The organism is Paraburkholderia sp. BL9I2N2, assembly GCF_004339745.1.
Lineage (GTDB): Bacteria > Pseudomonadota > Gammaproteobacteria > Burkholderiales > Burkholderiaceae > Paraburkholderia.
The window spans coordinates 37,313-60,913 of record NZ_SMGP01000002.1; the positions used below are offsets into that span (position 1 = coordinate 37,313).

Sequence of the window (23,601 nt, forward strand, 5' to 3'; positions counted from 1 at the left end):
GGGATCATTCCGACGCATTGCTGTCTTCCGGCCAACGGTTTTCGAACACGCAGTCGGTAAGCGGCATGCGGCTCGCCCAGCGTTCGGTTTCCAGCATCGGCTCGCTATAAAACTGGTCGACGTGGCCCAGACACAGAATCGCCACGGGCCGCGCGCCCTCGGGCATGTGCAGCAGTTGGCGAACCACGTCGACGTCGAACAGCGACACCCAGCCCATGCCGAGACCTTCGGCGCGCGCGGCCAGCCACATGTTCTGGATCGCGCACGCCACCGACGCGAGGTCCATCTCCGGCAAGGTGCGGCGGCCGAAGATGTGGCGCTCGCGGCCGTCCATCAGCGCCATCACCAGCAGCTCGCCGCAGTCCAGCATGCCTTCCACTTTCAGCTTCATGAACTCTTCGCGGCGTTTGCCGAGCGCATCGGCGGTGGCGAGGCGTTCGTTCTCCACCGTGTCATGCAAAGCGGTCCGAAGCGCAGGATCGGTGATGCGCGCGATTCGCCACGGCTGCATGAAGCCGACGCTCGGCGCGTGATGCGCCGCGTCGAGCAGACGCTGCAGCACGGCGGGGTCGACCGGGTCGCGCACGAAATGGCGCATATCGCGGCGTTCGTAAATCGCGCGGTAGACGGCGTCGCGCTCGGAATCGTTAAAAGGCTTCGCCATGGAACAGGGCGGCCGTGAAGGCCGGGTTGGAGGGCCAATAAGCGTGCATGTAAGTCGCCACGATCGAGCCGGCGCGATAGACGGCCTCGCCCGGCGCGTCGCCCTGCGGCCGGGTCGCTGAACGCAGCGGCGTAAGCGACGTGTTCAGCTTCGAGTAATGAAACGTATGGCCCGTCATCGGCCCGTGCAGGCTGTCGATCTGCTGCATGCCGAGCGCGGTGAAGCGCGTTTGCATCGTCGCGTGGCCGGGCAGCAGGCCGAGCATCGGTGTGGTCACGCCGTGCGTGTCGGTGAGTTGGTCGAGCAGATAGAGCATGCCGCCGCATTCGGCGACGAGCGGCTTGCCGGAGCTCGCGTGCGCGTGAATGCTTGCGCCGCTGCGGGTGTTGCCGGCCAGCGTGGCGGCGTGCAGTTCAGGATAGCCGCCGGGAAGATAGACAGCGTCGGCGTGTTCCGGTAGTGCTTCGTCGGCGAGCGGCGAGAAGAAGGCGACTTGCGCGCCGAGTGCTTCCAGCAGCGCGATGTTGGCCGGATAGATGAACGAGAACGCGGCGTCGCGCGCAATCGCAATCGTCTTGCCTTCCAGCAGGCGCGGCAGGACGTCCGATAAGGGCGCGCCGAATTCGACAGGCGGTGGCAGTTCGGCGAGCGCGGTGCGGCCTAGAGTGTCAGCGGCACGATCCAGGCGCGCGTCGAGATCGTCGATTTCGTCCGCCTGATGTAAGCCGAGGTGCCGGTCGGGCAGCGCGATTTCATCGCTGGCGGCAATGTGCCCGCACCAACGCAACTCCGGCGGCAACGCTTCTTCGAGCATCTGCGCATGCCGCGCGGAGCCGACGCGATTGGCGAGCACGCCATAAAACGGCACCTGCGGCCGGAATTGCGCGAGACCGAAGGCGACCGCGCCGAAGGTCTGCGCCATCGCCTTCGCCGAAATCACCGCGAGCACTGGCACGCCGAACGTGGTGGCGAGATCGGCGCTGCTCGGCGTGCCGTCGAACAGACCCATCACGCCTTCGATCAGGATCAGATCGGCTTCGGCGGCCGCTTGCGCGAGCAGCGTGCGGCAGGCGGCTTCGCCCACCATCCATAGATCGAGTGAGAGCACGGGCGCGCCGCTCGCGCGCGCCAGAATCATCGGATCGAGAAAGTCCGGTCCGGTCTTGAAGACGCGCACGCGTCGCCCCAGCCGCCGATGGTAGCGCGCGAGACCCGCCGTGATCGTGGTCTTGCCTTGGCCCGACGCGGGCGCGCTGATGAACAGGGCGGGGCACGCGGCCATCGCTTAGAACTCCACGCCGCGCTGCGCTTTCACGCCTTGCTCGCGATACGGATGCTTGACGATGCGCATTTCGGTGACGAGATCGGCGGCTTCGATCAACGCGTCCGGCGCGTGGCGGCCGGTCACCACCACATGCAGCATGGGCGCGCGCGCGGTCAGCACCGCGAGGACTTCGTCGAGCGGCAGGTATTCGTACTTGAGTACCGTGTTCAGCTCGTCGAGGATCACCATCTGGTAATCGCCGCTCTCGATCATGCGTCGCGCTTCGTCCCAGCCTTTGCGGGCGGTCGCGATGTCGGCGTCGCGGTTCTGCGTGTTCCAGGTGTAGCCGTCGCCCATCGTGACGAAATCGCAGTTGGCGATTGCGCCGAGAAAGTCGCGCTCCGACGTGTGCAACGCGCCCTTGATGAACTGCACGACGCCGAGGCGCATGCCGTGGCCGAGCACGCGCACGGCCATGCCGAACGCGGCGGTGGTTTTGCCTTTGCCGGTGCCGGTGTTGACGATCAGCAGGCCTTTTTCGACGGTGGCGTTGGCCTGTTTTTTCTCGTGGCCTTCGCGGCGACGCTCGGTCATGCGTTGATGCGATTCGGGATCGGTCTTCATGGCAGGTCCTGTTACTGAGTGTCGTTGTTTGGGTGTTCACTATCGGCGTGCGCGGCGCTCGAAGCAATCGCCACGGTGACGCCGGCATGGACGGTTTTGCGCACGACGAGGCGGGCTCGATCCGCATTGAGCGCGCCGGGTTCGCCGAGCCCGGCAGTCGCGGCAAGCAGCGCACACGGCTCGCAAACACCGTCCACGCCGAGATGCTCGCGCACCGCCGCCGAAGGCTCCGCCACGGGCATCGACGCGATCTGATCAAGCCTGAAGAATGTCAGCGGCAGCGCATGACGTGCGCAAAATTCGAGCAGGCCCGTTTCGTGGGCTTTGGTATCGACCGAGGCCACGCTGCGGATTTCGTCGAACGAATGCGCGCCGAGCGCGGCGCGCACCGCGGCTTCGATCTGCTCAGCCGGGCTGTGCAAACGGCAACCGATGCCGACGCTCAGCGTTTTCATTGCGTATCCGTTCCGTCTGCGGGCGGCGTTGCAGCGTCGGCCTGCGCCGCCGCGCGCTCCAAGGCTAGCGACGCCACACCGCCGATCACCACGATCGCCGGCGAGCCGAGCCCGGCGCGCGCGACGGTGTCGGCGAATTCGCCGAGCCGCGCGAGCGCATGGCGTTGCCCGGGACGCGTGGCCGATTCGATCGCCGCGCACGGCGTGTCGGCGCTCATGCCGGCCGCGAGCAACGCGCCGACGATATCGTTGAGCCGCCGCATGCCCATGTAGACCACGAGCGTCATGCGGGTGGCCGCGAGCGCGGCCCAGTCCGGCTCGCCGCTGCCCGCGCCGTGTCCGGTGACGAACACCACGCCCTGCGCGTGATCGCGATGCGTGACGGGAATGCCGATTGCCGCGGGCGCCGCGATTCCCGCGGTAATGCCGTTGATGACTTCCACCTCGATGCCCGCCGCGTGCAGCGCCTGCTGTTCTTCGCCGCCACGGCCGAATACGAACGGATCGCCGCCTTTCAAGCGCGCGACGCTGCGCCCGGCCCGCACATGTTCGAGCAACTGCGCGACGATGCCGTCCTGCGGCGTGGATGGATGGCCGCCGCGTTTGCCGACGTAGACGACGAGCGCGTCGGCGCGCGCGAACTGCAGCACCTCGGGATTCACCAGATCGTCGACCAGCACCACGTCGGCCTGCGCCAATGCACGGGTCGCCTTGATGGTCATGAGTTCGACGTCGCCGGGGCCGGCGCCGATCAGCCAGGCGCGGGTCATCGCGGCGTGCATGGCGAGCGCCATGTCGTGACAAGCGGGAAGGGGTAAAGCGCGGACGGTCGCCAGGCGGCGGACTTTGGGGTCATGCGGTACGACGGATTCAGGCACGGCGCAATGGGTGGCGCGTAGCGATTCCAGCCGGAATCCGCATACGTGGACACACTATGTCGTGCTTCAGCGCCTTCACATCCGTCCCTCGCGGATTCCGGCTGCCGGCGGCGCGATGTTGCCCTGAGGTTCGCCGCCTCCGCGTCTGGCCGGTATCCGGGCTGGCGGCCTCATGCGCTTTGCCTTCCCGTCCGCATTCGCTGGAATGTGCTGGACAGTGGCATCGAAAAAACGCATGCGCGGCGCAAGACAACTCAAGATTGCGCCGCAGGTCGCTTACCGTTGCGGGGACAGCACAGGTTGAGCGCATGGAGCGCCGCCTGTTTCCCGTTTAACTGCACACGCGAATGCATGTGCGGGCACCAAACGCGCGCATACGATAGCACATGGCGCCCCGCCCGATAAGCGCTCGCGGCTTGCGGTTCCTTGACGGCACCGGGCCGCGGGCCTACACTCGCACGCACTTTGGTGCTCGTATGCGCGCTCGTGCGCATGCAGTTAAACGGGAAACAGGGTGCCCACCTGCCATGGATCGGGTCAACCTGTGCTGCCCCCGCAACGGTAAGCGAAATGTGGTGCTAAGTTCAGTTCATTAGCGCCGCGGAGCCGGCTTCGATGTCCACGCGCAAGGCCGCGTCGGCATATCACCACTGGGCGAGAAATCACTCGCCCGGGAAGGGGAAGCGGCGCTTTCGCCAGCCCGGATACCGGCCAGAATACGAAGGACGAACGCCGCGGGGATGCGGCGCTGCGTTCATGACCTCATTCCCGCTTTCTGTTTTTCTGTTGTCGCGGCAACGCCGTCGTTCGTCCCCGTGTTTTGTTATCGTCGTGGCTGGCCGGGCCTGTGCCTCGTTTTGCCCGCGTAGGCAGATGGCCATACAGACACAGCGGCGTGCGCGTGCAACTCCTACGGATGGACCTCACGATGCAAACTCAAATGCGCAAGATCCCCGTCACCATCGTCACGGGCTTTCTCGGCAGCGGCAAGACCACGCTGCTGCGGCATATTCTTCAGCATGCGGGCGGCAAGCGCATCGCGGTGATCGTCAACGAGTTCGGCGAACTCGGCATCGACGGGGAAATCCTCAAGGGTTGCGGCATAGGTTGCGATGAAAACGGCGTCGAAACCGAAGGCCAACTGTATGAACTCGCGAACGGCTGCTTGTGCTGCACCGTGCAGGAAGAGTTTTTTCCGGTGATGGAAAAGCTCGTGGAACGCCGCGATCAGATCGATCACGTGCTGATCGAGACGTCGGGTCTCGCGTTGCCGAAACCGCTGGTGCAGGCCTTCAACTGGCCGCAGATCAAGAACAGTTTCACCGTCGATGCCGTGGTGACTGTAGTGGACGGTCCGGCCGCGGCTAGCGGTCAGTTTGCCGACAACCCCGTCGCCGTGGATGCGCAACGTAAGGCCGATCCGAATCTCGATCACGAGTCGCCGTTGCACGAACTGTTTGAAGATCAGTTGTCCGCGGCCGATCTGGTGATTCTGAACAAGACGGATTTGCTCGACGACGCGCAGCAAAGCGCGGTTGAAGTGTTGCTGCGCGAAGAGATTCCGCCGCAAGTGAAGATCGTGCGCGCGCACATGGGGCAACTCGATCTGCACACGTTGCTGGGACTCGAAGCGGCCTCGGAAGACACGATCCACTTGCGCCACGATCACCACGGTTCCGCCGACGACGCCGACCACCATCACGACGAGTTCGACTCGGTGGTCGTGCAGGCGAATGTGTCGTCGCGCGAAGCGGTGATCGCTGCGTTGCAGCGTCTGGTCGAAACGAACACGATCTACCGCGTCAAAGGGTTCGCGGCGCTGCCGGCCGCGGCGATGCGTCTCGTGATCCAGGGCGTGGGCCGCCGCTTCGACAGCTATTTCGATCGACGCTGGCAGGCCGGCGAAAGCGGCCCGAGCCGCTTCGTGCTGATCGGCGAGGACCTCGATCAGGCCGCGTTGCAGCGCGCGTTCGACGCGGCGCTCGGCATGCCGTCGAGCGTCGAAACGCAACAGGCGTAAGCGCTCATGCATCTGCTGCGTACCACGCCTGGCGGTTTTGTCGACGATACGCAAGGCGTGATCCGTATCGATCAGCAGCCCGCGGATATCGTGGTGCTCAGTTCCGCCGATACCACGCTGTCGCTGCTGGCGAGCGTTTTTCCGCGCCTGGGTGAGGGCTTCCCGAGCGTGCGGCTCGCGAACGTCACGTATTTGCGGCAACCGGCGTCGGTCGATTTCTATGTCGAAGACGTCTTGCAGCATGCACGCGTGGTGGTGGTCGATCACCTCGGCGGCGAGGCGTATTGGCCTTACGGCATCGAGCAGGTGGTGGCGCTCGCCGAGCGCAAGCAGCAGACGCTCGCGATGTTTTCCGGCGATCTGCAGGAAGATCCGAACCTGCTCGCGCGCAGCACCGCGAGCGCCGATCTGTGCCATCAGCTGTGGCGCTATCTGCGTGAAGGCGGCCCACAAAATGCAGAGGCGTTCCTGCGCTGTATCGCGCACCGTGTCTGCGGCTGGGGACGCGAACCGGCGCCGCCGCGCGCGTTGCCCGCCGCGACGCTCTACCATCCCGAGCGTGACACGCCGACGGTTGCCGATTGGCAGGCGCGCTGGCGGCGGGACGCGCCGGTCGCGGCGATTCTGTTCTACAAGGCGCATCTGCAGGCGGCCAATACGGCCGTGTTCGATGCGCTGATCGACGCGCTCGAATCGCAAGGTCTGAATCCGCTGCCGATCGCGATTACCTCGCTGAAAGATGCGATGAGCCGAGACGTCGTGCAGTCGCTGTGCGCGCAGCATGAGGTCGCGTTGGTGCTGAACACGACCGCCTTCGCCGCGTCCGCGATCGACGACCCCGAGCCACTTGCGCTCGCCGGCGATGCGCCGGTGTTCCAGGTGATCCTGAGCGGCGGCAATCGCGAGGATTGGGTCAAGGACAATCAAGGCCTCAATTCGCGCGATATCGCCATGCATATCGCGCTTCCGGAAGTGGATGGCCGCATCATCACGCGCGCGATCAGTTTCAAGGGACTCGCGTACCGTTGTCCTCACACTCAGGTCGACGTGGTGCGTTATCAGCCTGACGCCGAACGAGTCGGCTTTCTCGCTGAACTGAGCCGGCGCTGGTGCCGTCTGCGTTCACTCGATAACGCGGACAAGAAACTCGCGCTGATCCTCGCCAACTATCCGATGAGCGAAGGGCGCATCGGCAATGGCGTGGGCCTCGATACGCCCGCCTCGGTGGTCGGCATTCTGTCGATGCTGCGCGCCGAGGGCTATCGTCTCACCGACTTGCCCGCGAACGGCGACGCGTTGTTGAAGAAGCTCACCGAAGGCGTGACCAACGATCCGGTCGTGCGCGATCTGCGTCCCGCGCTGCAAAGCCTGGCTCTCGACGACTATCTCGCGCATTTCAATGCGTTGCCCGCCGAGGCGCGCCAGGCGCTGAACGCACGTTGGGGCACGCCCGAACAGGACCCGACGCTGCGGCGCGGCCGCTTCATGATCGCGGGCTGGCGCTGCGGACAGGTGTTCGTCGGCATTCAACCGTCGCGTTCGCGCGAACAGGGCGACTACGCGAGCTATCACGACGCCGAACTCGTGCCGCCGCATGCGTATCTGGCGTTCTATTTCTGGTTGCGTCACCAGTTCGGCATCGACGCGATCGTACATGTCGGCAAGCACGGCAATCTGGAATGGCTGCCCGGCAAGAGCGTCGCGTTGAGCGATGCCTGCTGGCCCGATCTGATTCTCGGGCCGATGCCGCATCTGTATCCATTCATCGTCAACGATCCGGGCGAGGGCAGCCAGGCGAAACGCCGCGCGCAGGCCGTCATCATCGATCACCTGATGCCGCCGCTCACGCGCGCCGAAAGTTACGGACCCTTGCAGGATCTCGAGCGCCAGGTCGACGAATACTATGAAGCGCTGATGGTCGACCCGCGCCGCTCGAAGCTGTTGCGGCGCACGATTCTGGCGACCATCGTCGAACATAAGCTACATGAGGAACTGAGTCTCGCGGCGCCGAACGGGCAGGACGATGAAGACGCGCTGCTCACGCGCGTCGATGCGTGGCTGTGCGAGTTGAAGGAGGCGCAGATTCGCGATGGCTTGCATACGTTCGGGCAATCGCCTGATGGCGTGCAGCGGCGCGATACGTTGCTGGCGTTGGGGCGTTTTCCGGTCGGCGACGGCCAAGGCGGCAAGGCCGGTTTGATCGACGCGCTGGCGCGTGATCTGCGGATGGATCATCTGTTCGATCCGCTGTCGGTGGACTGGTCGGCGGCGTGGGACGGGCCGCGTCCCGATGTGCTGCAGCGCGTGAGCGATGCGCCGTGGCGGCACTGTGGCGATACGCGGGAACGGCTGGAGTTGCTGGCGGCCGAGTTGCTACGTGATGTGTGTGGCGATCGAACGGGCGCATCGGTAGCGCCGTTTTTTGCGGCCGGCTTGCCGCACGCGGAGCAGGTGATCGAGCGTCTGCGTAACGACGTGTTGCCACGGCTCGACGCTTGCGGTCCGCAGGAAATGCTTCAACTGAAGCGCGGCCTCGAAGGGCGTTTCGTGCCGCCGGGGCCGAGCGGCTCACCATCGCGTGGCCGGCCCGACGTGCTGCCCACCGGCCGCAATTTCTATTCAGTCGACACGCGCGCAGTTCCCACGCAAGCGGCTTGGTCGCTCGGCTTGAAATCGGCCCAGCAGTTGATCGAACGGCACTTGCAGGAGAAAGGCGACTATCCGCGCGCCATTGGGCTTTCCGTCTGGGGTACCGCGACCATGCGCACGGGCGGCGACGATATCGCACAAGCGCTCGCGTTGCTCGGCGTGCGGCCGAAGTGGGCGCCGGGCAGCCATCGCGTGACCGATTTTGAAATCATGCCGATCGAGGCGTTCGACCGACCACGTATCGACGTCACCTTGCGGGTGTCCGGTTTCTTCCGCGACGCCTTCGCCAACGTCATGCATCTGTTCGATGCAGCGGTGCAGGCCGTCGCCGAACTCGACGAACCCGAGGACCTGAATCCGATTCGCGCACGCGTGCTGCGCGAACGCGATGCGTTGATCGCGCGCGGCATGGATGCCGCCGAAGCGCGCAAGCGCGCCGGCTGGCGCGTGTTCAGCGCGCGGCCCGGCGCATATGGAGCAGGTCTGCAGGACATGATCGATTCGCAGCAATGGCAGACCGACGCCGATCTCGCGAACGCGTATCAGGCGTGGGGCGGTTACGCGTACACGCAAAAGAACTCGGGCGAAGAAGCGCGCCACGCGTTCGGTACGCGCCTCGCCGCGATGGACGTGGTGCTGCAGAACCAGGACAACCGCGAGCACGACCTGCTCGATTCGAACGACTACTACCAGTTTCAGGGCGGCATGGTTGCGGCGGTGCGGCATCTGGCTGGCGATCAGCCGAGCGTGTATCACGCCGACCACAGCAATCCGGCCGCGCCGCGCGTGCGTACGCTGCACGAGGAGATCGCGCGCGTGATCCGCTCGCGCGTGGTCAATCCGAAATGGCTGGATGGCGTGAAGCGTCACGGCTATAAGGGCGCGGCCGAAATCGCCGCGACCGTCGATTATCTGTACGGTTACGATGCGACCGCGCGCGTGATCGCCGATCATCAATATGCGCTCGTGACCGATGCCTATCTGAACGATGCGGACACCCGTGAGTTCTTGCAGCGGCATAACCCGCACGCGTTGCATTCGATATGCGAGCGTCTGCTCGAAGCCATGCAGCGCGGTTTGTGGCAGGCGCCCGGCGACTATCGCGCGCAAGTCGAACAGCATCTGCTCGCGAGCGAGCAGCAGATCGAAGGAATGCAAACATGAATCCAGCGATGAGTGCGGGGCGCCGCGCGGCCGGCTTTTCCCTTTGCCGCGCTGATCGGGCAGGCGCCGTTGCAGCAGGCGCTGCTGCTGGCCGCCATCGATCCGGGCTTAAGCGGCGTGCTGGTCACGGGGCCGCGCGGTACGGCGAAATCGACCGCGGCGCGCGCGCTGGCTGAGTTGTTGCCGCAAGGGCAACTGGTGAATCTGCCGCTTGGCGCCAGCGAAGATCGTTTGATCGGCACGCTCGATATCGAAACCGTGTTGCGCGACGGCTCGGTGCGGTTCTCGCCCGGTCTGCTCGCGAAAGCGCACCACGGCGTGCTGTATGTGGACGAAATCAATCTGCTGCCCGACGCACTCGTCGATGCCTTGCTCGACGCGGCTGCGAGCGGCGTAAATACCGTCGAGCGCGATGGCGTGTCGCATAGCCATGACGCGAGCTTCGTGCTGATCGGCACGATGAATCCCGAAGAGGGCGAACTGCGGCCGCAATTGATCGACCGTTTCGGCCTGATGGTCGAGTTGCAGAACTGCTTCGAGCCGCGCGTGCGTCAGGCGATCGTGAAGGCACGGCTGGCGTTCGATCTGAATCCACAGGGTTTTCGTGCGAACTATGCGCAGCAGCAGGCGGCTTATATCGAGCAGATTCGAGCGGCGCGCGAAGCGCTGCCGCAACTCGCGTTCGACGACGCCGTGCATGCGCATGTCAGCGAGCTGTGCATCGGCGCCGCCGTGGATGGCCTGCGCGCCGATCTCGTGATGCTGCGCGCGGCGCGCGCGTTGGCGGCGCTCGAACAGGCGGCCGCGGTGACGCCCGAGCATGTCGATCGGGTGGCCGAGGCGGTGTTGGTTCATCGGCGCCATGTTCGGGAGTCGCAGGCCGAAGGCGATGCGCGTAAGCGTGACGCCGAGCGGGAGGCTTCTTCCGATAGCCGTGCTTCATCTGCGGAAGGAAATGCGCCGCCGGCCGCCGCTACCGGCGATAGCGATTGGGGCTACCTCGCGCCCGAACCGGCCGGGACCACGCACGTCAAAGGCGTCATACCGCTTAGCGTAAAAAAACGCTGAGCCATCGGAAGGGCGCCGCCGCTGACTCGCGCAGCGGTTTTCGATGGCGGCAAGGCGCGGGCGTGGGTGGGCGCGGCCGCTTGAGCGGGGAACCGCGCAAGCGCATCGACTGGCCGCCGACACTCGCCGCGATGCGCCAGGACGCGCTGCGCGCCGAGCATCTGCGTTTCGTGCGCGAGGCGCCGCGCGGCGGTGTGCTGCATTGCTTCGTACTCGATTGCTCGGGCTCCATGCTGGCCGGGCAGCGCCTCGCGCTCGCCAAGGGACTGCTGATCGCCTTGTTCGACCGCGCGAGCGCCGCGCGTGCCGAAGCGGCGCTGGTCTGTTTCGGTGGCGCCGGTGCGGATGTGCGTTTCGGCCCAGCTGTGCCCCGCTGGTGGAACGAGCGGTGGCTGAGGCCCGTGGGCGGCGGAGGCGGCACGCCGTTGACGGCGGGCGTCCGGCGAGCAACCGAACTGCTGGAGCGCAGCGCGCGCCGCAAGCCCGGGCAGCAACGCTGGTTGTGGATTCTGACCGATGGTCGCACGCGTGATATGCCGGTGCGGCCGCTCGATGTGGACGAAGTCGTATTCGTCGATTTCGAGCGCGAGGCGATCCGGTTGGGACGTTGCGAAATGCTCGCCGATGCGTGGGGCGCGCGGCGTTTCACGCCGGAAGAACTGATGGGCTGAGCGGCGCGTGAGGTGTTTCGCTCGCGGGCCTGCGCTTATTTCAGACCGCTCGACCAATACACCACGTCGTCCTGGCGGTCGAACACGAAGACTTTCATCGCCATCTGCTGGGACGCGTCGAGCTGATCGAGTTCGAGCCCGTGAGTCGAAGGCTCGCCGGGGCCGCCGCCTTTCTGCACGTTGCGGATCACCGCCGTGGTTTCGATCTCCGTGTCGAGATCCTTCGATTTCAGGCGGAACGCAACGCGCAAGCGGTCGCCGACGGCGCCCAGCGTCCACGAGGCGTCCAGCGACATGCCGAGTGCGCTGATGCCTTTCGCGAGTCCGAGGCCCTCATACGATTCCCCGCTTTGACCGATGCCGAAACGCACTGCGAGGTGCGCGCGGACGCGGATCGACTTGCGTTCGCGCAGGCGGCGGATCACGCCCGGCTTCGACAGCACGACGTAGTCGAACGGCGTGCGGCAAATCGCTTCGATCGTGCAGACGAGACGAAACACCGCATGGCTGGCGATCGCGACGATTTCGATGTTTTCGCCGACGCCCAGCGGGAGCATGCGGCCTTCGTGCATCGGCGGAGTGACGAAGAGCGAAAGATTCGGCGCGAAACCGATGATGCGGCACGGATGCATGGGCGCGCCGCTGCCGAGCTGCGAGCGCACACCGATCAATGCACCGATTTCCAGATGCATGTCCTTGAGCGTCAGTTCGCCGTTGGGGTCCGCTTGTGGCTCTGCCGGGAGCGGCGGTTGCGCGGCCGCGCCCACCAGGTCGCCGCGCTGCGGACGGAAGTGCCCGAACAGGAATTTGCGCTCGTCCGTGGTTGCGAGGATGGTGCCGCTGGCGAAAAGGAGCGTGCCGTCGGCGTCGACGATCGGCCAGTCGAGAGGCGTGCCTACCGGCACCTTCTCCGGATTCAGAGCTGGCATTTGGGCTGCGAGTGAGGTTTCCTCGACGTGTTCCTCAACTGGGTTATCCATGGTCGGCGGCCATTTAAGTGACAGGATATCTTGGTTGACGGCTGGCGAGAGGGAAACTTTAGGTTTTAGCGGCGCGGCCGGCTTTCCAGTTCTTGCGGCGCTTCTTTCGAGTGTGCGCCGGATGGGTCTCGTGGCTCTCTATATGGTACGGAGGCTGGTTTGGCTGGTTGGCAGCGGGGAGGTGCGGTCGCGGATTGCTGTCTGGCCGTCGCGAGCACGATTGCCTCATGATCGGCCAATTAGATCGGATGGCTAACTAATTTGACGGCGTTGTAGTGGTGGTCTGTTTCGGTGTCTCTCAACTTTCTGAAAAATATTGCGCGAAGGGGGTTGACGACCTGTCGCTCGCTCTCCATAATCTCGTCTCTCTGCTGCTGATGCAGCGACGCAGAACGAAGCGGTGCCGGGTAGTTGTGAGGTTGACGACGCGCGGTGCCGGTCCGGTAGTGAATGCGTAACCGATCTTTAAAAATTAACAGCCGATAAGTGTGGGCGCTTGATGCGCGACGCGAGGTGGATCCTTCGGGGTCTGTCGACCAAGCGAAAGTATCAAGTCTCACACAGTATTAGAGGAAGGTTTGAGCAATCAAATCATCGTCAGTACGTTGAGTGAGCGACCGGTTCGTAAATGAACCGAAAACAGTAACAGGTTTGAACTGAAGAGTTTGATCCTGGCTCAGATTGAACGCTGGCGGCATGCCTTACACATGCAAGTCGAACGGCAGCACGGGAGCAATCCTGGTGGCGAGTGGCGAACGGGTGAGTAATACATCGGAACGTGTCCTGTAGTGGGGGATAGCCCGGCGAAAGCCGGATTAATACCGCATACGATCTGTGGATGAAAGCGGGGGATCTTCGGACCTCGCGCTACAGGGGCGGCCGATGGCAGATTAGCTAGTTGGTGGGGTAAAGGCCTACCAAGGCGACGATCTGTAGCTGGTCTGAGAGGACGACCAGCCACACTGGGACTGAGACACGGCCCAGACTCCTACGGGAGGCAGCAGTGGGGAATTTTGGACAATGGGCGAAAGCCTGATCCAGCAATGCCGCGTGTGTGAAGAAGGCCTTCGGGTTGTAAAGCACTTTTGTCCGGAAAGAAAACCTCGTGGTTAATACCCGTGGGGGATGACGGTACCGGAAGAATAAGCACCGGCTAACTACGTGCCAGCAGCCGCGGTAATACGTAGGGTGCAAGCGTTAATCGGAATTACTGGGCGTAAAGCGTGCGCAGGCGGTTCGCTAAGACAGATGTGAAATCCCCGGGCTTAACCTGGGAACTGCATTTGTGACTGGCGGGCTAGAGTATGGCAGAGGGGGGTAGAATTCCACGTGTAGCAGTGAAATGCGTAGAGATGTGGAGGAATACCGATGGCGAAGGCAGCCCCCTGGGCCAATACTGACGCTCATGCACGAAAGCGTGGGGAGCAAACAGGATTAGATACCCTGGTAGTCCACGCCCTAAACGATGTCAACTAGTTGTTGGGGATTCATTTCCTTAGTAACGTAGCTAACGCGTGAAGTTGACCGCCTGGGGAGTACGGTCGCAAGATTAAAACTCAAAGGAATTGACGGGGACCCGCACAAGCGGTGGATGATGTGGATTAATTCGATGCAACGCGAAAAACCTTACCTACCCTTGACATGTATGGAACCTGGCTGAGAGGCCGGGGTGCCCGAAAGGGAGCCATAACACAGGTGCTGCATGGCTGTCGTCAGCTCGTGTCGTGAGATGTTGGGTTAAGTCCCGCAACGAGCGCAACCCTTGTCCCTAGTTGCTACGCAAGAGCACTCTAGGGAGACTGCCGGTGACAAACCGGAGGAAGGTGGGGATGACGTCAAGTCCTCATGGCCCTTATGGGTAGGGCTTCACACGTCATACAATGGTCGGAACAGAGGGTCGCCAACCCGCGAGGGGGAGCCAATCCCAGAAAACCGATCGTAGTCCGGATCGCACTCTGCAACTCGAGTGCGTGAAGCTGGAATCGCTAGTAATCGCGGATCAGCATGCCGCGGTGAATACGTTCCCGGGTCTTGTACACACCGCCCGTCACACCATGGGAGTGGGTTTTACCAGAAGTGGCTAGTCTAACCGCAAGGAGGACGGTCACCACGGTAGGATTCATGACTGGGGTGAAGTCGTAACAAGGTAGCCGTATCGGAAGGTGCGGCTGGATCACCTCCTTTCTCGAGCTGACGTGTCAACCGCGTTGAGCGCTCACGCTTATCGGCTGTGAAATCAGGACAGACTCAGGGGTCTGTAGCTCAGTCGGTTAGAGCACCGTCTTGATAAGGCGGGGGTCGATGGTTCGAATCCATCCAGACCCACCAAAGTCTTGTCTGGTGTGCTGATCGATGATCCCGGGGTATGCCGTGCGCATAGAGAGTTTATCTGTGTATGACTGGGGGATTAGCTCAGCTGGGAGAGCACCTGCTTTGCAAGCAGGGGGTCGTCGGTTCGATCCCGTCATCCTCCACCAATCCTCAATGCCGGTTTTACTGCGGCGGACCCTGAAAGGGGTTTGCGGTGTAGTGAAACAGGCATTGGCGATTGAGCCAGTCAGAGTGATACGCGGTTATAGCAACTGCGATATCGGCTGTCGTTCTTTAACAATCAGGAAGAAGTAGTAAAGAGATTCACGAAAGCATACTTAGAGATGGGTGTGTGAGTAGGTGAATCAGGGTTGTGATTGTATCAATGTATTTTAAAGGTGATCGAAAGATTGCTTTGGAATACGGCGCAACACGAATACTCAACCTGTAGCGATTGTGGCGAGCACATGATTCCCCGTGGATCATGCAGGAGACACACCCGTTATAGGGTCAAGCGAACAAGTGCATGTGGTGGATGCCTTGGCGATCACAGGCGATGAAGGACGCGGTAGCCTGCGAAAAGCGGTGGGGAGCTGGCAAACGAGCTTTGATCCACCGATATCCGAATGGGGAAACCCGGCCCGTATGGGTCATCCATGACTGAATACATAGGTCATGCGAAGCGAACGCGGTGAACTGAAACATCTAAGTAACCGCAGGAAAAGAAATCAACCGAGATTCCCAGAGTAGTGGCGAGCGAAATGGGACCAGCCTGTACTCTTTATCCGTACTGTTAGTCGAATGCTCTGGAAAGTGCGGCCATAGCAGGTGATAGCCCTGTAGACGAAAACAGCGAGGAAGAACTGGGTGTACGACAAGTAGGGCGGGACACGTGAAATCCTGTCTGAAGATGGGGGGACCATCCTCCAAGGCTAAATACTCGTGATCGACCGATAGTGAACCAGTACCGTGAGGGAAAGGCGAAAAGAACCCCGGGAGGGGAGTGAAATAGATCCTGAAACCGCATGCATACAAACAGTCGGAGCCTTCGCAAGGGGGTGACGGCGTACCTTTTGTATAATGGGTCAGCGACTTACATTCAGTGGCAAGCTTAACCGATTAGGGCAGGCGTAGCGAAAGCGAGTCCGAACAGGGCGTTCAGTCGCTGGGTGTAGACCCGAAACCAGGTGATCTATCCATGGCCAGGATGAAGGTGCGGTAACACGTACTGGAGGTCCGAACCCACTAACGTTGAAAAGTTAGGGGATGAGCTGTGGATAGGGGTGAAAGGCTAAACAAACCTGGAAATAGCTGGTTCTCTCCGAAAACTATTTAGGTAGTGCCTCGTGTATCACCTTCGGGGGTAGAGCACTGTCATGGTTGTGGGGTCCATTGCGGATTACTACGCCATAGCAAACTCCGAATACCGAAGAGTGCAATCACGGGAGACAGACATCGGGTGCTAACGTCCGGTGTCAAGAGGGAAACAACCCAGACCGCCAGCTAAGGTCCCCAAATATTGCTAAGTGGGAAACGAAGTGGGAAGGCTAAAACAGTCAGGAGGTTGGCTTAGAAGCAGCCATCCTTTAAAGAAAGCGTAATAGCTCACTGATCGAGTCGTCCTGCGCGGAAGATGTAACGGGGCTAAGCAATATACCGAAGCTGCGGATGCATATTTATATGCATGGTAGGAGAGCGTTCCGTAAGCCTGCGAAGGTGCATTGAAAAGTGCGCTGGAGGTATCGGAAGTGCGAATGCTGACATGAGTAGCGATAAAGGGGGTGAAAGGCCCCCTCGCCGTAAGCCCAAGGTTTCCTACGCAACGTTCATCGGCGTAGGGTGAGTCGGCCCCTAAGGCGAGGCAGAAATGCGTAGCTGATGGGAAGCAGGTTAATATTCCTGCACCATTGTTAAATGCGATGGGGGGACGGATCGCGGAAGGTTGTCCGGGTGTTGGAAGTCCCGGTCGCTGCGTTGGAGAAGGCACTCAGGCAAATCCGGGTGCGCAATTCAAGGGCGTGGCGCCATTCACTTCGGTGAAGAAGCAACTGGAAGTGGTTCCAAGAAAAGCCTCTAAGCTTCAGTTTAACAAGACCGTACCGCAAACCGACACAGGTGGGCGAGATGAGTATTCTAAGGCGCTTGAGAGAACTCGGGAGAAGGAACTCGGCAAATTGGTACCGTAACTTCGGGATAAGGTACGCCCCTGTAGCTTGACTGGCCTGCGCCAGAAGGGTGAAGGGGTTGCAATAAACTGGTGGCTGCGACTGTTTAATAAAAACACAGCACTCTGCAAACACGAAAGTGGACGTATAGGGTGTGACGCCTGCCCGGTGCCGGAAGATTAAATGATGGGGTGCAAGCTCTTGATTGAAGTCCCGGTAAACGGCGGCCGTAACTATAACGGTCCTAAGGTAGCGAAATTCCTTGTCGGGTAAGTTCCGACCTGCACGAATGGCGTAACGATGGCCACACTGTCTCCTCCCGAGACTCAGCGAAGTTGAAGTGTTTGTGATGATGCAATCTCCCCGCGGCTAGACGGAAAGACCCCATGAACCTTTACTGTAGCTTTGCATTGGACTTTGAACCGATCTGTGTAGGATAGGTGGGAGGCTTTGAAGCGTGGACGCCAGTCTGCGTGGAGCCGACCTTGAAATACCACCCTGGTTTGTTTGAGGTTCTAACCTTGGTCCGTTATCCGGACTGGGGACAGTGCATGGTAGGCAGTTTGACTGGGGCGGTCTCCTCCCAAAGTGTAACGGAGGAGTACGAAGGTACGCTAGGTACGGTCGGAAATCGTGCTGATAGTGCAATGGCATAAGCGTGCTTAACTGCGAGACCGACAAGTCGAGCAGGTGCGAAAGCAGGTCATAGTGATCCGGTGGTTCTGTATGGAAGGGCCATCGCTCAACGGATAAAAGGTACTCTGGGGATAACAGGCTGATACCGCCCAAGAGTTCATATCGACGGCGGTGTTTGGCACCTCGATGTCGGCTCATCTCATCCTGGGGCTGTAGCCGGTCCCAAGGGTATGGCTGTTCGCCATTTAAAGAGGTACGTGAGCTGGGTTTAAAACGTCGTGAGACAGTTTGGTCCCTATCTGCCGTGGGCGCTGGATATTTGAAGGGGGCTGCTCCTAGTACGAGAGGACCGGAGTGGACGAACCTCTGGTGTACCGGTTGTCACGCCAGTGGCATCGCCGGGTAGCTATGTTCGGAAGAGATAACCGCTGAAAGCATCTAAGCGGGAAACTCGCCTTAAGATGAGATATCCCCGGGGCTTCGAGCCCCTTGAAGGGTCGTTCAAGACCAGGACGTTGATAGGTCAGGTGTGGAAGCGCAGTAATGCGTTAAGCTAACTGATACTAATTGCCCGTAAGGCTTGATCCTATAACCGGTGTGTTTTGCGATGACCGTCAGTGCTTCAGCACTTGCGCGCATCCCACCCCCGAAGGGGGGCGCACACAGGTTGAGATCGATGTTGTGCCAGAAACAGCACAGCCCAACGCTTTACCCCTGGTGAGCATCACCAGAAACTACTTCTTCCAGATTGGCTGTACTGCCCCGCGGGCAGTGCGGCAACCAGTCATGCCTGATGACCATAGCGAGTCGGTCCCACCCCTTCCCATCCCGAACAGGACCGTGAAACGACTCCACGCCGATGATAGTGCGGATTACCCGTGTGAAAGTAGGTAATCGTCAGGCTCCCCTGCAGCAAACAGAAACCCCACCCCGAAAAGGTGGGGTTTCTGCGTTTACGCAGCCGGAAAAACAGGCGAAGAACGAACGGGAAAACCGCCCTCAATCCCTCCCCATCCGCAGCGCGTTCGCGTAGCCTGTCAATTCCAGATAGGCCCGTCCGACATCCACGCCTTCGCGGCTCACCCGCACCGCGCCTTCCCAGTACACCGCGCCTGTCGATTGCCGCGAATCGAGTTCTTGATCGTCCATCAGCGGATCGAGTTTCCACGTCCGCGTACCGGTTTTGACTGTCATCGAAACGGGATAGGACGTGTTCGTGCGCGGCGAGCGCCATGTGCGAAGCGGCGTAAAGTCGACCTGATCGGGACCGAATGTCGTTACCCCGCCATCGGGTTTGCGAAATGCCGCATGCGCCCACACGGCGTGTCCATCGCGACTTCGTACCTTGAATGCCATCAGCGCAGAGCCGTCGGCGAGATTGGCGCCCAGCCAATCCCATCCCACAGCATTGGCGTCGAGCAACGTGCTCGACCACTCGTGATCGAGCCACGCCATCCCCGTTACGGCAGTCTCGCCATGCGACGGGCCGCCCGCGGCGACCGGCCGAACCACGCCGCCAGTCACGCGCAATTGCGGCTCGCTGTAGTAATAACTCGCCTGCTCTGGCCGTGGACCTTTGCGTGAATAGCCGCGTTCGCCCTGAATCAAAGGTGCCTGCGTCGGCGTCAACTTGAGATGCAACGAGAAGCCGGTCGCGTCGACAGTGACGTCGTAGTGACCGTCAGGTGCCCGGGTCATTTTCCATGCGTCGAGTTTCACGTCCGTGTTGGCCGGCTTCGCATAGGCGAGGCCAAAGCCCTGACGGCCAATGCGTTGATCGTGGGCAAGATGGCCGAGCGCGGGATCGCTTAACGCGGCATGGGCAATGATCAATTGCGAAGGCGCGAAAGCGCTTGGGTCGGCGACATCATGGCCGGTTGCCGAACGGAAGAATGTGATTTGAAAACCGAGCGGCTGATTGTCCGGCGTAGTGAGCCAACCCGTCGCGTACCACCACTCGGTGCGAAAAGCCGCGTGTGCGCCGCTGTCCTGCGGCAGGGCGATCGCGTGATCGGGCGTGACCGCCGCAAATTCAGGCGCCGCGGCGAACGCGGTCGACACAGTCAGCATCCAGATAGACAGCAAGCCGCGAATACGCAGAGCTATGCGCCGATTAGCCACACGGGGGGACTTAGCCGGCGGCTCGCATGGCTGCTCGCGCGCAATCGACGCGTAGACCGGCATACTCGCGCTCGACGCCACGCCTCTGATCCGCGCCGCACGTCGTTGCACAGCGGCGCAATGCCCGTTGCCAGAAGCCAGATCGAAGCACGATCTCATCCATGACAACTCGCGTGCGATCGATGCATAGCCGAGCATACTCTCGCTCAAAACCGCGCTCATGATCCGCAACTCGCGTCGTTGCAAAGCGGCGCAATACCCGCCGTTTGCGGCCAAATCGAAGCGAATGGTCCCGCCCAAACCCACGAGCGCCATCCGCAGCTCGCGCCGCCGCAAGACGAGCCAACTTCCGTCGCCGGCGAGTTCAAAGCGCGCCGCCCCCGCCCGCATAACCCCTCGTGCCAACTCGCGCGACAAAGCCCGCATCACCAATCCTCCTTCACGGCGCGCACCGCATCCACCGACACGGCGCCGCGTCCCGCGATCACCGCCGTCGAACACGACGAAGCGAGCATCACCAACGCGACGGTGGCGAGCGCCATCCACGGCACGTGCAGCGACATACTCCAATGAAATGACTGCGGATTGACGACGAACACCAGAATCAGACTGATCGCGAACCCGAGCACGAAGCCCATTGCAATGCCGCACGCGGTGAGCATGCCGCCCTCGAGCGCGAGGACGGCGAACACCTGCGAGCGCGTCACGCCGACGTGCCGCAGCATGCCGAACTCACGCGAGCGCGCGAGTGTCTGCGCGGAGAAGGTCGCCGCCACGCCGAACAAGCCGATCACGATAGCGACCGCTTCGAGAAGATAGGTGACCGCAAAGCTGCGATCGAAAATCACCAGCGTGCGCGCGCGGATTTCACCTGGTAGCGACAAATCCAGCGATGCCCCGAAGGGCAGTGCGCGCAGCCCCGTGGCTACCTGCTCGACGCTCGTCCCCGGCTGAACAGTGACGGCCACATCGGTTGCACTCGTGTCGCGGGTCAAGCGCCGGTAATCGGCGAGCCGTATCTGAATGGCGCCGGTCTGCCGCACGTAATCGCGCCATACGCCGGCCACCACGAACACATGGTCGCGTTCACCAAGCGGCAATCGAACACGCTGACCCAATTTGTATCCGTATAGATCGACCATTGCTTCGGATACCCAAACAGGTGTTTCACCTGCGTGAAGCTCAGCAGGCGACAGCACGGCTCCGGTCATCTGCAGGTTCGCGCCCGGATCGGCCGCGTCGATCTCGCGCGCGAGCACAGCGATGTCAGGCCGCGCAGGGGCGAGCGTCAGATGCGAAGTGCGGGCAAATGCGGCTGTTCTGATGCCTGGCACGGCCGCGAGCCGGCTCTGTTCGTCCAACCGCAAACCGCCTGTGTCGCCGTTCGGCGCCACGCGGACATAGAGATCGGCGGAGAGCAGATGAACCAGCCAGTCTTCGACGGATACCCGGAAGCTCGCCACCATGATGGCCATTGCGACGATCAGCGCAAAGCTCGACAGCACGCCGCCCATGGCGATCGACGCATGCCCCGGTGCGTTCGCCAGCCGCGCCAGCGCCAGCGTGCCGGCCGCGCCGGCGCGGCTTCGCGCTGCGAAAGCACGGCTCGCCGCGCCGAAGATGAGCGCGGTTACGCGCGGCATCAGCGCAATCCCGCCGACCAGCAGCAATGCGACGGCCAGATAGCCGCCGATCGGCGCGTCGAACATCGGCGGCAACTGCGTGAGCACGGCAGCGGCCAGCAGACAAAGCAAGGCGGGCCACGGTGTGGCGAGCCGCGCCAACGCGCCTTCCTCGGCGCCCGCCTTGAGCGCCGTGGCGGGCCGCGCACGCGCCGCTTCCAGTGCGGGGGCGAGACTACCCAATACCGCGACGGCGAGCCCAAGCATCAGAAACAACGCGGTCGCGAGCGGTTCGAAGCCGACTTGCGGTTGCACGCCGGGAAAGTAGCCGCCGCCCAGATCGCTGCCGAAAAAATGCAGGGCGCCGCTCGCCATCGCGTAGCCGAGCGCGAGTCCAGCGAGCGAGCCGAGCAGGCCCAGCAACGCGCCCTCCATCAGGATCTGACGCAGCAACTGACCACGCGTCAGGCCAAGCACACGCAGCATGGCGAACTGCGCGCGGCGTCGCACGACGCTCAGCGCCTGGGTCGAAAACACCAGAAACGCGCCGGTGAACAACGCCACCAGCGCGAGCACATTCATATTGATCCGATAGGCGCGGGAGAGACGATCGGTGCGGCTCTCGGCGTCACGCGTTTCGGCAATGACCCACTGGCTGCCGAGCCGCGCTTGCAGCTCGCGCCTGAAGCGCTCCCGGTCGACGCCGCGTTCGAGCTGCACGTCGACGCGCGACAGCTTGCCCACCTTGCCGAACTTCCACTGCGCGGCGGCGATATCCATGACGGCGAGCCGCTGACCCGGCCGTGTTCTCACGATGCCACCGGCCACGCGCAAACGCACGATCGAGGTGCCGCTGCGCAGCGCCACCTCGTCGCCCACTTTCACATTGAGCCATTGCTGGGCCGCCGTCGAGAGAAACACGGTGTCTGACGCGAGCGTATCGAACGGCTTATCCGGCGAAGGCACGCCGATCAGGTCCGGCGCAATACGGCTTGCCTTGAACGCGTCGATGCCGAGCACCGGCAGTGCCGCGCTCCGGTCGGGCACGGTGACGTCGAGTGCGAGCACCGGACTGGCCAGCGCAACACCGGGTTCATTGGCGAGCAGCGGATAGATGGTCTCGTCGACTGAAGGTTGCGCGCCGCGCACCTGGAGATCGGCCTCGCCCGACAGACTGCGGGCCGCCGCGGAGAATTCATTGAACGCCGCGCTGTTGATCAACTGCACGGCGTAACCGAGCGCGACGCCCAGCGCGATCGTTGCGATTGCGACCAGGGCGCGTCCGCGATGACTACGCCATTCGGCGCCCAGCAGCCAGCGCGCGAGAACTCGGTGTCCTCGCAAGCGCAGCAGAGGACGGGAATCAGCGGACATCATCGGCGGAAGGCGCGCGCGTACGGGAGCCGAAAGGCCCGGCTGCGCCGGGCGCAGCATGCAGGCCGCCGTCGCTCAGAATCAGGATGCGGTCGGCAACGGCCGCGGCGGCTTCCGAGTGCGTCACCATGATCGTGGCCGCGCCGGTTGCCTTGCTTTGCGCGCGGAACAGGCCGAGCACCTCGTGCGCGGTATCGGGATCGAGGTTGCCCGTGGGTTCGTCGGCGAGAAGCAGTTTTCGGGCGATGTACGAGCGCCCGCGCAATCGCAACCCGCTGCAATTCGCCGCCCGAGAGTTGGCGCGGAAAATCGTCGCCGCGTCCGCCCAGCCCGACCGCCGCGAGCATGTCGAGCGCGGCTGCGGTGGGCAGTTCGTTGAGCAGCAACGGCAGCGCCACATTCTGTGCAAGCGTCAGATGCGGCAGCACGTGAAACGCCTGGAAGACAAAGCCGAGTTTCTGCCTGCGCAGGCGCGTCGCCGCGTTGTCGTCCAGACGCGAAACGGCGCTGCCGTCGATGATCACGTCGCCGCTATCCGCGCTGTCGAGGCCGGCCACCAGATTGAGCAGCGTCGATTTGCCGACACCGGAATCGCCCATGATCGCGACGAACTCACCCGGTTCGAGTGTGAAGTCCAGTTGCGCCAGCACGATGCGGCCTGCGCCGTAGGTCTTGCTGAGCCCGCGGCACTCGAGCGCGGGAACGACGCCTTCGTCACGAAGCATGCGGTTTCCGAAAAGTGTGGCCGGTGAGGGCGGCGTCCGGGCGGGCGAAACGCAGACGAAAAAGCGGCGCACTCCTGCACGAACATCGGCCGTGAATCGCCGAAGTATATTCGGCTTCCGTAAGGCACGCAGAAGCTTGGCGCACGTGATCGGGCCGGGCCGAAAAATGAACGGCTGATCAACTGCGCTCCCACTTTTGAGCGCCGCGCGC

General features: G+C 62.5%; 12 protein-coding genes, 2 tRNA genes, 3 rRNA genes, 1 pseudogene and 2 riboswitches. Of the genes and pseudogenes, 9 read left to right on the forward strand and 9 right to left on the reverse strand.

The window, feature by feature from the left end; all coding sequences use genetic code 11:
* Positions 1–4: 4 nt before the first annotated feature.
* The 5 genes from bluB to cobA are packed head-to-tail and all read right to left on the reverse strand — an operon-like array spanning position 5 to position 3,777.
* The gene (bluB, locus tag B0G74_RS22175) at positions 5–664 is read right to left on the reverse strand and encodes a 5,6-dimethylbenzimidazole synthase (RefSeq protein ID WP_132377047.1); all 660 of its coding nucleotides are present in this window, start codon (positions 662–664) and stop codon (positions 5–7) included.
* Positions 648–1,946, reverse strand: coding sequence for a cobyrinate a,c-diamide synthase (locus B0G74_RS22180; protein WP_132377048.1), 1,299 nt, complete (start codon positions 1,944–1,946; stop codon positions 648–650). The genes bluB and B0G74_RS22180 overlap by 17 nt, the downstream gene beginning before the upstream one ends.
* Before the next feature lie 3 nt (positions 1,947–1,949).
* A complete protein-coding gene (gene cobO, locus B0G74_RS22185; RefSeq protein ID WP_132377049.1) occupies positions 1,950–2,552 on the reverse strand; it encodes a cob(I)yrinic acid a,c-diamide adenosyltransferase in 603 nt (200 codons plus the stop codon).
* 11 nt (positions 2,553–2,563) lie between these two features.
* On the reverse strand, positions 2,564–3,007 hold the full coding sequence (locus tag B0G74_RS22190) for a cobalamin biosynthesis protein (RefSeq protein WP_132377050.1): 444 nt from the start codon (positions 3,005–3,007) through the stop codon (positions 2,564–2,566).
* Positions 3,004–3,777 carry a uroporphyrinogen-III C-methyltransferase gene (gene cobA, locus B0G74_RS22195; protein ID WP_132379275.1) on the reverse strand — a complete coding sequence of 258 codons (774 nt, stop codon included), beginning with the start codon at positions 3,775–3,777 and terminating at the stop codon, positions 3,004–3,006. The genes B0G74_RS22190 and cobA overlap by 4 nt, the downstream gene beginning before the upstream one ends.
* A gap of 237 nt (positions 3,778–4,014) precedes the next feature.
* A riboswitch (cobalamin riboswitch) is annotated at positions 4,015–4,267 on the reverse strand.
* A gap of 67 nt (positions 4,268–4,334) precedes the next feature.
* Positions 4,335–4,616: riboswitch (cobalamin riboswitch) on the forward strand.
* 197 nt (positions 4,617–4,813) lie between these two features.
* Here cobA and cobW point away from each other — a divergent pair.
* From cobW to B0G74_RS22215, 4 genes are all read left to right on the forward strand, one after another.
* Complete coding sequence (gene cobW, locus B0G74_RS22200) at positions 4,814–5,905, forward strand: cobalamin biosynthesis protein CobW (protein ID WP_279388613.1); 1,092 nt, start codon at positions 4,814–4,816, stop codon at positions 5,903–5,905.
* Between the two features lie 6 nt (positions 5,906–5,911).
* The gene (gene cobN / locus B0G74_RS22205) at positions 5,912–9,718 is read left to right on the forward strand and encodes a cobaltochelatase subunit CobN (protein WP_132377051.1); all 3,807 of its coding nucleotides are present in this window, start codon (positions 5,912–5,914) and stop codon (positions 9,716–9,718) included.
* A 12-nt stretch (positions 9,719–9,730) separates the two neighbouring features.
* The gene (locus tag B0G74_RS22210; RefSeq protein ID WP_132377052.1) at positions 9,731–10,786 is read left to right on the forward strand and encodes an ATP-binding protein; all 1,056 of its coding nucleotides are present in this window, start codon (positions 9,731–9,733) and stop codon (positions 10,784–10,786) included.
* 80 nt (positions 10,787–10,866) lie between these two features.
* Positions 10,867–11,457, forward strand: a complete 591-nt coding sequence (locus B0G74_RS22215; RefSeq protein ID WP_132377053.1) for a VWA domain-containing protein — start codon at positions 10,867–10,869, stop codon at positions 11,455–11,457.
* Between the two features lie 35 nt (positions 11,458–11,492).
* On the opposite strand, the gene B0G74_RS22220 is transcribed toward B0G74_RS22215, so the two are convergent.
* Positions 11,493–12,437: a flagellar brake protein gene (locus tag B0G74_RS22220; protein ID WP_132377054.1), complete on the reverse strand. Its 945-nt coding sequence runs from the start codon at positions 12,435–12,437 to the stop codon at positions 11,493–11,495.
* Between the two features lie 653 nt (positions 12,438–13,090).
* Between B0G74_RS22220 and B0G74_RS22225 the strand changes: the two genes are divergently transcribed.
* The 5 genes from B0G74_RS22225 to rrf all read left to right on the forward strand — a co-directional run bounded on the left by B0G74_RS22225 (position 13,091) and on the right by rrf (position 18,451).
* Positions 13,091–14,621 (forward strand): 16S ribosomal RNA (locus B0G74_RS22225).
* Positions 14,622–14,688: 67 nt separating this feature from the next.
* Positions 14,689–14,765: transfer RNA gene (locus tag B0G74_RS22230), tRNA-Ile, on the forward strand.
* A 73-nt stretch (positions 14,766–14,838) separates the two neighbouring features.
* Positions 14,839–14,914, forward strand: a tRNA-Ala gene (locus tag B0G74_RS22235).
* A gap of 341 nt (positions 14,915–15,255) precedes the next feature.
* Positions 15,256–18,136: ribosomal RNA gene (locus B0G74_RS22240) — 23S ribosomal RNA — on the forward strand.
* Between the two features lie 201 nt (positions 18,137–18,337).
* Positions 18,338–18,451 (forward strand): 5S ribosomal RNA (rrf, locus tag B0G74_RS22245).
* The 16S, 23S and 5S rRNA genes sit together here with 2 tRNA genes alongside, the layout of an rRNA operon.
* A 96-nt stretch (positions 18,452–18,547) precedes the next feature.
* Here the strand turns inward: rrf and B0G74_RS22250 are convergent.
* The 3 genes and pseudogenes from B0G74_RS22250 to B0G74_RS22260 all read right to left on the reverse strand — a co-directional run bounded on the left by B0G74_RS22250 (position 18,548) and on the right by B0G74_RS22260 (position 23,390).
* Positions 18,548–19,618, reverse strand: a complete 1,071-nt coding sequence (locus B0G74_RS22250) for a carotenoid 1,2-hydratase (protein ID WP_243658280.1) — start codon at positions 19,616–19,618, stop codon at positions 18,548–18,550.
* Positions 19,619–20,094: 476 nt separating this feature from the next.
* Positions 20,095–22,665, reverse strand: a complete 2,571-nt coding sequence (locus tag B0G74_RS22255; RefSeq protein ID WP_132377055.1) for an FtsX-like permease family protein — start codon at positions 22,663–22,665, stop codon at positions 20,095–20,097.
* Positions 22,655–23,390 (reverse strand): annotated as a pseudogene (locus tag B0G74_RS22260) (ABC transporter ATP-binding protein). Before B0G74_RS22260 ends, B0G74_RS22255 begins: the two are co-directional and overlap by 11 nt.
* Between the last annotated feature and the right edge of the window lie 211 nt (positions 23,391–23,601).

Coding starts and splice junctions, on each gene's coding strand:
- bluB (WP_132377047.1), bottom strand. CDS start 664: ATGGCGAAGCCTTTTAACGATTCCGAGCGCGACGCCGTCTACCGCGCG.
- B0G74_RS22180 (WP_132377048.1), bottom strand. CDS start 1,946: ATGGCCGCGTGCCCCGCCCTGTTCATCAGCGCGCCCGCGTCGGGCCAA.
- cobO (WP_132377049.1), bottom strand. CDS start 2,552: ATGAAGACCGATCCCGAATCGCATCAACGCATGACCGAGCGTCGCCGC.
- B0G74_RS22190 (WP_132377050.1), bottom strand. CDS start 3,007: ATGAAAACGCTGAGCGTCGGCATCGGTTGCCGTTTGCACAGCCCGGCT.
- cobA (WP_132379275.1), bottom strand. CDS start 3,777: ATGACCCGCGCCTGGCTGATCGGCGCCGGCCCCGGCGACGTCGAACTC.
- cobW (WP_279388613.1), top strand. CDS start 4,814: ATGCAAACTCAAATGCGCAAGATCCCCGTCACCATCGTCACGGGCTTT.
- cobN (WP_132377051.1), top strand. CDS start 5,912: ATGCATCTGCTGCGTACCACGCCTGGCGGTTTTGTCGACGATACGCAA.
- B0G74_RS22220 (WP_132377054.1), bottom strand. CDS start 12,437: ATGGATAACCCAGTTGAGGAACACGTCGAGGAAACCTCACTCGCAGCC.
- B0G74_RS22250 (WP_243658280.1), bottom strand. CDS start 19,618: ATGCTGACTGTGTCGACCGCGTTCGCCGCGGCGCCTGAATTTGCGGCG.
- B0G74_RS22255 (WP_132377055.1), bottom strand. CDS start 22,665: ATGTCCGCTGATTCCCGTCCTCTGCTGCGCTTGCGAGGACACCGAGTT.